This window comes from Microbispora sp. ZYX-F-249 (assembly GCF_039649665.1).
Classification (GTDB): domain Bacteria; phylum Actinomycetota; class Actinomycetes; order Streptosporangiales; family Streptosporangiaceae; genus Microbispora; species Microbispora maris.
In genome coordinates this window covers 190,738-202,387 of the sequence record NZ_JBDJAW010000013.1, presented here as the reverse complement: position 1 = coordinate 202,387, position 11,650 = coordinate 190,738, and the positions used below count along the sequence as shown (strand labels likewise).

Here is an 11,650-nt window from a genome sequence, read left to right as displayed (position 1 = left end):
GCTGCCGGCCACCAGGTGCCAGATCGACCACGCCGACAACTGGAGCACCGGCGGCCTGACCGACCTCACACTGCTCGGCCCCGCCTGCCAGTTCCACAACCGCGACCGCTACCACAACCCCGACCACTACACCCGCCACAAGATCGGCACAGACCGCTGGGCCTTCACCTACCACCCGGCCCGCCCGGCCCGGATCAGACGGGTGCGGATCTAGGGCCTGTACGGCGTTCGAATCTTCCCGAGGGACATGAATTCTGATGACAAGGTGACCGCCGACCACCGGCTCTGAACAGCAAGAATGCCCCGAATGACGTGTCGTTCGGGGCTTTTGATCTCTGCTGGCTCATGCTCTGCACGCGCGCTGCCCTGGGACGATGCATATCGCCCAGGGCAGCGCTTTCCACAGAGTCAGGGATCTCCTTGCCTCAACGGATTACGGGCGCCCTCGGACCGTGACGTTGTGCGTGCCGCTTGTGTACATGAAGACGTTCGTGCCGTCCCACCGGACCTCATACACGTGCTCACCGCCCGCAGTGGGGGTGTCGACAAAGCCGAACGATCCCTCGCTGTTCGTGTTCACCGTCCCCACCAACTGCAGGTTTCCGCCAGAGACGGTCCGGTACACCACGAGCAGGGCGCCCGATGGAGGCGTTTGATCGCCTGCGTCCAGTACGCCGCTGAACGAGAGTTGTTTGCCGACCACCCCGGTCGTGGGTCCGGACAAGGTGATCGAGGATGGGTGCCTGGCCACGGTGACGGTTGCGGAGGCCCGGCTCCATCGAAAGTCCGCGTTGCCGTTCCAGAGCACCTCGTACGTGATCGCTCCAGAGACCGGTGGGGTGTCGGTGAAGGTGAACGCGCCGTCCGGGGAGGTTGTCACGCCCGGAATCGTGGTGCTGGTGCCGTCGGGAAGTTTCCGGGTCACCACGAGGGGTTGCGGCCCGGGAGCCGAGCCGTCCGCCTGCGTGAGCCTGCCCGTCGCGGTGACCGGAACGAGGGCGGTGCCTGTGGACGGAGTCGCCAGCTCCAGCGTGGATCCCGGAAGTGTGGCGCCTTCCGCGCGCCACAGGCGCAGTCGCCGTTGGGACGTCGACTCCTCCAGCACGGCGAAGACGTCGGTGCCCGAGAAGGCGAGCGTACCGGTGACCGGGCTGGCGTAGGAGGCGGAGACCCGGTAGGTCTGCGCCGTCGTCCCCATGTCGTAGATGGTGATGTTGCTGCTGGTCATCCCGGTAGTCGCCAGGTGAGCGCCGTCGGGGCTGATCGCGACGGAGGCGGCACTGCCTTCGAAGGAAAGGGTCCTGGTCAAGCTGGTGGTGTCCCATCCGTCAAGATCGTTCAGGATGACCACCGACCCGTCCGAGGTGAGCGCCAGGTCGGATATGACCAAGGAATTTTCGGAGCCGTTGATGACGCCTCGCTGGGTGGCCGTCGTGCCGCTCACGTCGTACACCATGAGGTCGCACGCGCTGAGGCCGGTCTCGCCGACGACGAGGGTGCCCCCGGCGGCGGCGACGAGCGGGGCGTTGTAGATGTTGCTCACAACCGGCGCCGGCTCCGGTGAGGCAGTCGACAGATCGAGGCCGAAAACGCCGCCGTTGAATGTGTTGCCGCAGCCGTAGCCGACCCACAGCCGATCAGCGGACAGCGTGAGGTTCGACGGACACGGGTGAGGAGCCACATCTATCCGCCGGATAACGGCGAGGGAGTCCGTGTCGAGCTCGATCACTTGTTGCGCGCCGCTCAGCGCCACGAACATCCGCGTGCTGTCCGGCGTCATCGCGAGGCCGGACGCGCCTGGAAGGTCGGTGATCGTGTCGGTGATGGTGCCGCGGGAGTCGGTGACGACGATCTGGTCATCCCCGGAGATGAAGACCTTGCCACCGCCTGCGGCCACATCGCGGGCCTTTGTCATCCCGTCGAGGTATGTCATGGAGTCGGCGGCCGACCCGGCGGGGGCGACGGCGACGGTCAGGCCAGCGGCAATGGCCAGGACGCTGCTGAGAGCGATCATCCGGGCGATCAACCGGGCGATCGACAAGGTGCCGGCACGAACCGGCTTCGGGGGTGATGGACGCACATGATCTCCACTGTGAGGGGAACGAAGTGCGGCTACAGGACCGAGCCGGTCCACAGCTTGCTCGCGGCGTCGTAGACCTCCCGTACGTCACCGCCGAAGGGAGGCACTCGTGTCGTCCGGAGCACGGCCGGCCTGCGGCTGACACGACTGATCCACGCCTCCTTCGCCGCCTCCAGATCTGCTCAAGATCTCCAAGCTGAGCCACCACGTTATGACGCCATGGCTGGACTTATCAGTCAAAAAAGCACAAGGTGACCTTCCGCTAGACCCGAACGCATGCTCTAAAGCATCCATGCACGTACTCTCCGCTGCGGAGATTCGCTGTGGCGCCGAGCACGGGCCTTGCCTGGCGGTGATCACATTCCGTGAAACCAGCAGGTTGCAGACGACGTTGCGTGACCCTATCGTTACTTGATCACCATGGAACCGAGACAGGGCCCGTACGGAGTGATCATGCTGCCGCACATTCGCCTGCGTCGGAGCCGGTGGACCTTCACTTACGAGGTTGGTCGCTGACCAGGATGCCGTCCTCGTCGCTGTAGAGCCACTCTCCCGGAGTGAAGGTCACGTCCCCGAAGGTCACCGGGACGTCGACCTCTCCGAGGCCGGTCTTGGCGCTCTTGCGGGGGTTGGAACCGAGCGCCTTGACGCCGAGGTCGAGACGAGCCAGGGCGGCCGTGTCCCGGACGGCGCCGTTGATCACCACGCCGGCCCAGCCGTTCTTCAGGGCCGAGGCCGCGATCATGTCGCCGAGCAGCGCGGTCCGCAGCGACCCGCCGCCGTCGACCACCAGCACGCGCCCTCCGCCCGGCGTCGCGAGCACCTGCTTCACGAGCGCGTTGTCCTCCAGGCAGCGCACCGTCGAAATCTGCCCGGAGAACCGCGTGCGAGCGCCGTACGAGCGGAACTGCGTGACGCAACTGCGCAGCGCGTCACCGTGGGCGTCGTAGAGATCGGCGGTCGCGAAGCTCATGCCGGCATTCTGCCAGGACCGCCCGGAGCGCCAGCCCGTCAGGGGAGCGTACGGCTCTCGCCGACGGCGAGGTCCCACAGGTCGGCGGGGTCGAGGCCGCGCGACTCCCACACGGCGCGGGCCTCGCGTACGGGCTCCAGCAGCGGCTCGCCCGACAGCACGAATGTGCCCCAGTGCATGGTGGCCATCCGTCGCGCGCCCACGTCGAGGCACCCCTGCACGGCCTGGGCGGGATCGACGTGCGAGACCTTCATGAACCAGCGCGGCTCGTAGGCCCCGACCGGCATGAGAGCCAAATCGATGCCCGGGTAGCGCTCGCCGATCTGGGCGAACCGCTCTCCGTAGGCCGTGTCGCCGGCGAAGTAGACCCGGTGGTCGCGGGAGGTGAGCACCCATCCGCCCCACAGGGTGCGGCAGGTGTCCCACAGCGTACGGCGGCTCCAGTGGTGGGCCGGGACGAAGTCGAACGTCACGTCGCCGAGACGGGCCGACTCCCACCAGTCCAGTTCGGTCACGTCGCGGAAGCCGCGCCGCCGGAACCACCCCGCGAGCCTGGCCGGCACGAAGACCGCCGTGTCCCTCGGCAGGCGGCGGATCGTCGGCGCGTCCAAGTGGTCGTAGTGGTTGTGGCTGATCACGATCGCGTCGACCTTGGGCAGGTCGGACCAGGCGACGCCGGGAGGGGTCAGCCGCTGGCGCACGCCGGGGATCTTGCGGGACCACACCGGGTCGGTCAGCACGGTCAGCCCGCCGATCTGGAGGACGAACGTCGCGTGGCCGACCCAGGTCACCACGGTCTCGGTCGCGGCGGCGCGGGGCAGGCCGACGCGGTGGACGGGAATCTGGTCGCTGTCGCCGATGTCGGGCCGCAGTTGCCCGTGCCACATGACGCTCGTGACCTCGCGAAAGTCCGGGAGAGGGGCGGTCAGCCTGTCGGCGAAGCTGGACGGCCACCGGCGGGGTCCCGTCGGCACGGTCGGCGCCGGCGGCGCTACCGGAACGGAGGGAACGGGAGAAACGGGAGAAACCGAAGAAACTGGGACCTCAGGGCTTTCCGGCTGGATCGTTTGCGACATGGGGAACTCCCTTCCGTTCTCCATGATCCCCACAGGACCGGAAATATTCCTCCTACGACCGGCCTATTCCGGTCACCTCGCCTCCGCCCTCAGACGGACCGCGATCTCCTCCACCGTGGATGCACCCGGGGGTAACCGCCATCGTCGAGACCGGCCATCCGTTCGAAGAGGTTCCACGAGGCCGGGTGGCCGCAGACGGCGTACGAGACGGCCGAGGCGAGCACGTACAGCACGAGCATGGGCAGGCCGACGCAGAACGCGTATTGGCTGGCGTGACGGGACTCGTGATCGAGCAGGCAGCCGGTGAGATACCCCTCCCCGTGCTTGGTGAGGATCACGTTGCCCACGGTGAACGCCCCCGCGACGGGAAAGGGGATGCGGTAGCCGTGGGCGTAGACGAGGCCGCGCTCCCCTCTGCGGGTGCGGGCTCCGCCGATCCGCGCGATCAGCAGCCCGAGAGGCGTGGAGAGGTTGACGTAGTTGATGACCTGCCGGACCCGGTGCGACCGTCGCATGTCCCCAGGATCCGCGACCGGTCCCGCCCGAACAAGCTCACGCGCGGCCGTACGACTTCAGCAGCCAGGAACCGGTGGAGCGCGTGACGACCACGGCCGCCGCGACGGCGACGGCCCCGCCGTACAGGTACCAGTAGCCGGCCGAGTTGCCCGCGACGGCGAGGTCGCCCGCCGGCTGCGGCGTGGCCAGCAGGAACGACACGAGGAGCCAGCCGACGGCGGGGACGAGCGCGGCCAGCTTGCCGCCCATCAGCCTGCCCATGGCGTACGGCACGGCGAACAGCACCGCCAGCCAGGCGATCGCGGCGACCGGCACCTGCCCGGCGTACCACGCGTGCTGGAAGCCGCCGACGACGCCGAGCACGACGCCCAGCAGGAAGAGCACGCCGTACGCCGCGCCGGTCACGACCCCGGCCAGCGGGCCGGGGACGTCCTCGGGGGGTTCGGCGCCGAACTGCGCCTCCTGGGTCATACCGCCCAACTTAGCCGACATCTCAGGCGACAACTCAGGCGATGCCGGCGAACAGGTCGGTCTCCCGGTTGTACGGCTCGCCCAGGCCGCCGACCTCGGGCGGAGCGCCGATGCCCGGCCGCCCGGGAACCCCCGCGCGCAGGATGAAGTGCTCGACCCCGAGGGCCTGCTGGCCGACGTTGTTGGACAGCGCGAACCACGGCGCGTCCACGGCGATCTGCGTCGCGTGCGCCCGCATCGCGTCGAGCTTGGCCTCGACGTACGGCCGGGCGTCGATCTCCGTCGTGACGTCCTCGTCCGCGCAGCCCGGCATGTCGTCGGCGGACTCCGGCACCCAGAAGTCGACGTCGGCCTCGCGCATGGTCTCCATGGTCCGCAGCAGCACCGACTTCGGCATGGCGGTGAGGTAGAACTTCGCGATCCGCCACGGCTCCCCGCCGGGGACCGCGGGGTCAGCGGCCAGCTCGAAGGCCCGCCAGGCGACGCGGTGCGCCTGGATGTGGTCGGGATGGCCGTAGAAGCCGTTCTCGTCGTAGGTGACGAGGACCTGGGGCCTGACCTCGCGGATCACCGTGACCAGCTCGCCCGCGGCCTCGTCGAGGTCGGCCTGCCAGAAGCAGCCGGGACGGTCGTTGGTCGCCGCGCCCATCATGCCCGAGTCGCGCCAGCGGCCGGCCCCGCCCAGGAACCGGTGATCGGTGACGCCGAGCGCCTTGCACGCGGAGGCCAGCTCGCCGATGCGGTACTGGCCGAGGGTGTCGTCCCTGTCGGCCGCGTGGTGGGCGAGCTCCGCGGGGATGACCTCGCCCTCCTCCCCCAGGGTGCAGGTCACGAGCGTCACGTGCGCGCCCTCGGCGGCGTACTTGGCCATGGTCGCCCCGGTGCCGATCGTCTCGTCGTCGGGGTGGGCGTGCACGAGCAGCAGGCGACGGTCAGTCATGCCTCCGAGGGTAGTGCCCTTGTGCTGGCAGTATGAGGAGCTATGACGGAGAGCTTCCCACGGTTGCATGCCAGGACCCGGCGCTTCACCCTCGGGGTGCCGCGCAACTTCACGATCTCCCCTGACGGCGGTCGGGTGACCTTCCTCAGAACGAGGTCGGGCACGGATCCGGTGACCTGCCTGTGGGAGCTGGACGTCGCGTCCGGAGCCGAGCGGCTCGTCGTCGACCCGCTCACCCTGGGCGCCGCCGACGAGGACCTGCCGCCGGAGGAGCGCGCCCGCCGCGAGCGGTCGCGTGAGTCGGCGGGCGGCGTGGTGGCGTACGCCACGGACCGGGAGGTCCGGCAGGCCGTCTTCGCGCTGTCGGGCGACCTCTACCTGGCCGATCTCGCCTCCGGCGAGTCGCGGCGGCTCCCGGCGGCCGGGCCCGTCATCGACCCCCGGCTGGACCCCACCGGCACGCGGGTCGCGTACGTCACGGGCGGGGCGCTGCACGTGCTGGAGCTCGCCACCGGAGCCGACACCCTGCTCGCCGAGCCGGAAGGCGACCACATCACCTACGGCCTCGCGGAGTTCATCGCGGCCGAGGAGATGGAGCGGATGCGCGGCTACTGGTGGTCGCCGTCCGGCGACCGGCTGCTGGTGTCGCGCGTGGACGAGTCGCCGGTGGCCCTGTGGCACATCGCCGACCCGGCCAACCCCGGCCGTCAGCCCGTCCCGCAGCGCTATCCCGCCGCCGGCACGGCCAACGCCGAGGTCACGCTGCACGTCATCGGCCTGGACGGCGCGCGTACGGCGGTGCCGTTCGAGCAGGAGTACCTGGTCACGGCGGCCTGGGACGCCCACGGTCTCGCGATCGTCACGCTCTCGCGCGACCAGCGGACCATGCGCCTGCTGTCGGTCGATCCCGGCACGGGCGAGACGACCCTCCTGCGCGAGGACACCGACCCCGCCTGGGTGGACATCGTGGCCGGTGTCCCGGCCCGCCTGTCGGACGGCACCCTCGTCTGGGTCGCCGACTGCGACGGCGGTCACCGCCTCGTGGTCGGCGACAAGCCGGTCACCCCGCCGTCGTTGCAGGTCCGGGCGGTGCTCGACGTCGACGGCGACACCGTGCTCTTCTCCGCGAACGGCGACCCGAGCGAGGTCCACCTGTGGACGTACTCGGCGGGCACCATCAGCCCGGTGACCACCGAACCGGGCGTCCACACCGGCCGCCGCGCGGGCGGCGTGACGCTCGTGGCCCGGCAGAGCCTCGACACCGAGGGCACGACGGTGACCATCGGTTCGGTGTCCGTCAAGTCCCTCGCCGAGCGCCCCGGGCTGGAGCCGCGCGTGTCGCTCGTCCGCGCGGGTTCGCGCGAGCTGTCCACGGCGGTCCTGCTGCCCTCCTGGCACGTGCCCGGCTCCGGTCCGCTGCCCGTCCTGATGGATCCGTACGGCGGGCCGCACGCCCAGCGGGTGCTGTCGGCCCGGCGGGTGTTCCTGGAGTCCCAGTGGTGGGCCGAGCAGGGCTTCGCGGTGATCGTGGCCGACGGACGGGGCACGCCGGGACGCGGGCCGGCCTTCGAGCGGGAGATGCTGCACGACTTCACGATCTCGCTGCAGGACCAGGTGGACGCCCTCCAGGGCGTGGCGGCCCTGCACCCCGGCGACCTCGACCTGTCGCGGGTGGCGATCCGGGGCTGGTCGTTCGGCGGCTACCTGGCCGCGCTCGCGGTGCTGCGCCGCCCGGACGTGTTCCACGCCGCCGTCGCGGGTGCGCCGGTCACCGACTGGCGGCTGTACGACACCTGCTACACCGAGCGCTACCTCGGCCACCCGGACGAGGGGCACTACGAGCGGTCGTCGCTCCTCGGTGATGCCGAGAAGCTGGAGCGCCCGCTGCTGCTGATCCACGGCCTGGCCGACGACAACGTGGTCGCCGCGCACACGCTGCGGCTGTCGTCGGCCCTGCTCGCGGCCGGCCGCCCGCACACCGTGCTTCCCCTGTCGGGCGTCACCCACATGACGCCGCAGGAGGTCGTCGCCGAGAACCTGCTGCTCCTGCAGCTCGACTTCCTCAAGAAGTCGCTGAACGTGAGCTGACTCAGCGGGCGGTGCCGTGCCAGCTGTCCCACAGCGCGGCATAGGCGCCGCCCGCCGCCACCAGCTCGTCGTGCGAGCCCAGCTCGCTGATCCGGCCGTCCTCCACCACGGCCACCCGGTCGGCGTCGTGCGCCGTGTACAGCCGGTGCGCGATGGCGATCACCGTACGGCCCTCCAGCACGGCCGCGAGCGACCGCTCCAGGTCGCGGGCGGCCCGCGGGTCGATCAGCGAGGTGGCCTCGTCCAGCACGAGCGTGTGCGGGTCGGCCAGCACCAGCCGGGCGAGCGCGAGCTGCTGCGCCTGGGCCGGGGAGATCGCCGTGCCGCCGGAGCCGACGACGGTGTCCAGCGCGCCGTCGAGGGCGGTCACCCAGTCCCAGGCGTCCACGGCCTCCAGCGACCGCCGTATCTCCGCGTCGGAGGCGTCCGGCCGTGCGATGAGGAGGTTGTCGCGCAGCGTGCCCCGGAAGACGTGGTGCTCCTGGGTGACCAGGGCGACGTGCCCGCGCAGCTCGTCGAGCGGCAGCTCGACCAGCGGCACCCCGCCGACCGTGACCGACCCGCTCCCCGGCGCGTGCACCCCGGCGATGAGGCGGCCCAGCGTCGACTTGCCCGCCCCAGACGGCCCTACCATGGCCAGCCGTTCTCCCGGGCGTACGTCGAGGTCGATGCCGTGCAGCACGTCGTGGCCCGCGCGGTAGGCGTACCGCACGCCGCTGACCTTCAGCTCCTCCCCCACCGGACGGGCGTCGCCCGCGCTGCGGTCGTCGGGCACGTTGGCCACGCCCAGCAGGCGGGCCATCGAGGCCCCGCCGACCTGGAGCTCGTCCACCCACGACAGCAGCCGGTCGAGCGGGTCGATGAGTTGCTGGACGTAGAGCGTGGCCGTCGTCACCTGGGCCACCGTCACCCAGCCCTCGATGGAGAACAGCCCGCCGAGGAAGAGGGTCGCCACGACCGGGATCACGTAGCCGAACTCGATCGCGGGGAACCACACCATGCGCAGGCCCAGGGTGTACCGCTCGGCCGCGAACGACCGGGCGATGTCCCGGTCCGTACGGGCCAGGCGGCGGCTTTCCAGCCCCAGCGCCTCGATGGTGCGCGCACCCTCGACGGTCTCCGCCAGCCCTTCGGTCATGTCGGCGTACGCCGCGTTCTCCCGCAGATAGCCGTCCCTGGCCCGGTTGAGGTACCAGCGGGTGGCGCCCCACAGCAGCGGCACGGCGACGAGCGACGGCACCGCCATGACCGGGCCGACGAGGATCACGGCGCCCACGACGAAGGCGCCGGTCACGACCGCGATCAGCGTCTCCGGCACGGCGTGGCGCACGCTGCGGGACAGCGCGTCCACGTCCCTGGAGGTGCGGGTGATGAGGTCGCCGGAACCGGCCCGCTCCACCGTCGAGAGCGGCAGCGCGAGCACCCGGTCCACGAACTCCTCGCGCAGCTCGGCCAGCACCTTCTCGCCCAGGCGCGACGACGCGTAGACCGCGAACCTGACCAGCACCCCCTGCGCGACCACGAAGCCGGCGATGGCCAGGGCGACGGCGTCGACGCGCAGGTCGCCCCGGCCCTCGGCCAGGCCCTGGACCAGCTCGCCGAGCATGCGGGGCGCGAACAGGCCGGCGACCGCCGCGAGGGCGTGCAGGGCCAGAGCCAGGCCGAGCTCGCGCGGATACTTCAGCGTCAGCCGCCGCGCGTAGGCGCGCACCTGCGCCCGGTCGGCGACCGGCAGGATCTCGCGGGCCATGCTCAGTCTTCCCCTCGTGTCACGGTCGAGCGATAACCGGGTTCCGCGTCCAGCAGTGCCCGGTGGGTGCCTTCGGCCCGCACCACGCCGCCCTCCACGTACAGCACGTGGTCGGCCCGGTCGAGCACGAGCGGGCTGGTCGTGCAGACCAGGGTCGCGCGGCCCGACCGCGCCTTGCCCAGCCGTTCGGCGACGCGCGCCTCCGTGTGCGCGTCCACGGCGCTGGTGGGCTCGACCAGGATGAGGATCTCCGGGTCGGCGAGCAGCGCCCGGGCCAGCCGCAGCCGTTGCTGCTGGCCGCCGGAGAACTCCCGGCCCGACTCGGCCACGTGCGCGTCCAGGCCCTCGGGCAGCGCCGCCACGATGTCCTCGGCGCACGCGGCGTACAGCGCCTGGCGGATCTCCTCGTCGCCGGCCGCGCCCCGCACGTCCAGCTCGTCGCGCAGCCGTCCGCTGAACAGCCGCGCGCCGTTGTCGGCCACCAGGATGTGCCGCCTGACCTCGGCGAGCGGCAGCTCCGCGAGCGGGCCGCCGCCGATCGTGACGTCGCCGGGGGCGAACCCGCCCAGGCGGTCGGCGATGGCGATGGCGTCCTCCGGCGCGGCCGCCGCGAGCGCGGTGAGCCGGCCGGGCCGGACCTCGGCGCCCGATTCGCCGTCGCGGAGCGTGCCCTCGCCGGTGAAGAAGCGGCCGTCGCCGCCGGCGATCTCGGGCTCCAGGGACAGGATCCGGCACACGCGGCGCGCCGCCACGTGCCCCTTGGTGAGCTTGTCGGCGGCCTCGGTCAGCGTACGCAGGGGCGCGATCAGGAAGACCGCGTAGCCGTAGAACGCGACGAGCTGACCGGGGGTGATGCGGCCCTCCAGCGCGAAGTGCGCGCCGAGCCAGGTCACGCACGCGATCAGCACGCCGGGCAGCAGGACCTGGGCGCCCTCCAGCAGGGACTCCACCGAGGCCACCCGCACGCCCGCCCGTCGTACGCGCTGCGACTCCTCGCGGTAACGGGCGGCGAAGACCTGCTCGCCGCCGACGCCCCGCAGCACCCGCAGGCCGGCCACGATGTCGGCCGCCCGGGTGGCCAGGTCGCCCTGCAGGTCGCGTTGCCCGTGCTGGCGCCGGTGCAGCGGCTTGAGCAGGGGTCCCACCGCGGCCGCCATCAGCGGCACTCCGACCAGCACGACAAGACCGAGCGGTACCGAGGTGCTGATGAGGATCACGGTCACCGCGACGACCGCGACGACCGCGCCGGCGCCCCGCAGGAGGATGTCCATCGCGTTGCCGATGTGCGCGATGTCCGAGTTGCCCACGCTGACGACCTCGCCCGTCGACAGGCGCTTCGGCAGGGTCGCCCCGAGCCTGGCCGCCTGCCGTACGGTGACCTGCACCGTGCGATAGGCCGCCGACAGCCAGGTGACGACGGCGAAACGGTGGCGCAGGACGCCGGCGACCGCCTGGACCACGCCGAGGCCGAGCACCACCGCCGACCACTTCATCAGCGTGCCCGCGTCCCGCTGGGCCATCGCGTCGATCGCCTTGCCCAGGGCCGCCGGCACGAGTGCCTGTCCCAGCCACCACAGCACCGCGAGACCGACTCCGGCCAGCAGCGGAGCGGCCTGGGCGCGCGCCACCCACCACAGGTAGCGGAGCGGCCCGCGGGCGTCGGGAGTGCCGGGATCGGCCACAGGAAGAGAGCGCATGGTCGTTCCAGGCTCGCAAAGACGCAGGTCGGCGGGCAAATCGTTTTCCCTGAAGGATC

9 protein-coding genes and 1 pseudogene are annotated in these 11,650 nt (G+C 71.3%); 2 read left to right on the top strand and 8 right to left on the bottom strand.

What is annotated here, in order from left to right:
• Positions 1 to 214: pseudogene (locus AAH991_RS18115) on the top strand (hypothetical protein); the annotation flags it as partial.
• Between the two features lie 219 nt (positions 215 to 433).
• Here AAH991_RS18115 and AAH991_RS18110 read toward each other — a convergent pair.
• The 6 genes from AAH991_RS18110 to mshB form a co-directional block, all read right to left on the bottom strand.
• Positions 434 to 2,080 carry a WD40 repeat domain-containing protein gene (locus tag AAH991_RS18110; RefSeq protein ID WP_346227017.1) on the bottom strand — a complete coding sequence of 549 codons (1,647 nt, stop codon included), beginning with the start codon at positions 2,078 to 2,080 and terminating at the stop codon, positions 434 to 436.
• 493 nt (positions 2,081 to 2,573) lie between these two features.
• Positions 2,574 to 3,053 carry a ribonuclease E activity regulator RraA gene (gene rraA / locus AAH991_RS18105; RefSeq protein ID WP_346227016.1) on the bottom strand — a complete coding sequence of 160 codons (480 nt, stop codon included), beginning with the start codon at positions 3,051 to 3,053 and terminating at the stop codon, positions 2,574 to 2,576.
• A 38-nt stretch (positions 3,054 to 3,091) separates the two neighbouring features.
• Complete coding sequence (locus AAH991_RS18100; RefSeq protein WP_346227015.1) at positions 3,092 to 4,027, bottom strand: MBL fold metallo-hydrolase; 936 nt, start codon at positions 4,025 to 4,027, stop codon at positions 3,092 to 3,094.
• Positions 4,028 to 4,218: 191 nt separating this feature from the next.
• Positions 4,219 to 4,644, bottom strand: a complete 426-nt coding sequence (locus tag AAH991_RS18095) for a hypothetical protein (protein WP_346227014.1) — start codon at positions 4,642 to 4,644, stop codon at positions 4,219 to 4,221.
• Positions 4,645 to 4,681: 37 nt separating this feature from the next.
• The gene (locus AAH991_RS18090) at positions 4,682 to 5,116 is read right to left on the bottom strand and encodes a DUF6113 family protein (protein ID WP_346227013.1); all 435 of its coding nucleotides are present in this window, start codon (positions 5,114 to 5,116) and stop codon (positions 4,682 to 4,684) included.
• Positions 5,117 to 5,150: 34 nt separating this feature from the next.
• Positions 5,151 to 6,056, bottom strand: a complete 906-nt coding sequence (mshB, locus tag AAH991_RS18085; RefSeq protein WP_346227012.1) for an N-acetyl-1-D-myo-inositol-2-amino-2-deoxy-alpha-D-glucopyranoside deacetylase — start codon at positions 6,054 to 6,056, stop codon at positions 5,151 to 5,153.
• A 42-nt stretch (positions 6,057 to 6,098) separates the two neighbouring features.
• On the opposite strand from mshB, the gene AAH991_RS18080 reads away from it, so the two are divergent.
• A complete protein-coding gene (locus tag AAH991_RS18080) occupies positions 6,099 to 8,144 on the top strand; it encodes a S9 family peptidase (protein WP_346227011.1) in 2,046 nt (681 codons plus the stop codon).
• 1 nt (position 8,145) lies between these two features.
• Here the strand turns inward: AAH991_RS18080 and AAH991_RS18075 are convergent, their stop codons facing one another.
• A complete protein-coding gene (locus AAH991_RS18075; protein ID WP_346227010.1) occupies positions 8,146 to 9,894 on the bottom strand; it encodes an ABC transporter ATP-binding protein in 1,749 nt (582 codons plus the stop codon).
• Between the two features lie 2 nt (positions 9,895 to 9,896).
• Positions 9,897 to 11,591, bottom strand: coding sequence for an ABC transporter transmembrane domain-containing protein (locus AAH991_RS18070; RefSeq protein ID WP_346227009.1), 1,695 nt, complete (start codon positions 11,589 to 11,591; stop codon positions 9,897 to 9,899).
• Positions 11,592 to 11,650: the final 59 nt, after the last annotated feature.

What these genes read in the sequence shown, in the direction of transcription:
- rraA (WP_346227016.1), bottom strand. Translation starts at nt 3,053, where the DNA reads ATGAGCTTCGCGACCGCCGATCTCTACGACGCCCACGGTGACGCGCTG.
- AAH991_RS18095 (WP_346227014.1), bottom strand. Translation starts at nt 4,644, where the DNA reads ATGCGACGGTCGCACCGGGTCCGGCAGGTCATCAACTACGTCAACCTC.
- AAH991_RS18090 (WP_346227013.1), bottom strand. Translation starts at nt 5,116, where the DNA reads ATGACCCAGGAGGCGCAGTTCGGCGCCGAACCCCCCGAGGACGTCCCC.
- mshB (WP_346227012.1), bottom strand. Translation starts at nt 6,056, where the DNA reads ATGACTGACCGTCGCCTGCTGCTCGTGCACGCCCACCCCGACGACGAG.
- AAH991_RS18080 (WP_346227011.1), top strand. Translation starts at nt 6,099, where the DNA reads ATGACGGAGAGCTTCCCACGGTTGCATGCCAGGACCCGGCGCTTCACC.
- AAH991_RS18075 (WP_346227010.1), bottom strand. Translation starts at nt 9,894, where the DNA reads ATGGCCCGCGAGATCCTGCCGGTCGCCGACCGGGCGCAGGTGCGCGCC.
- AAH991_RS18070 (WP_346227009.1), bottom strand. Translation starts at nt 11,591, where the DNA reads ATGCGCTCTCTTCCTGTGGCCGATCCCGGCACTCCCGACGCCCGCGGG.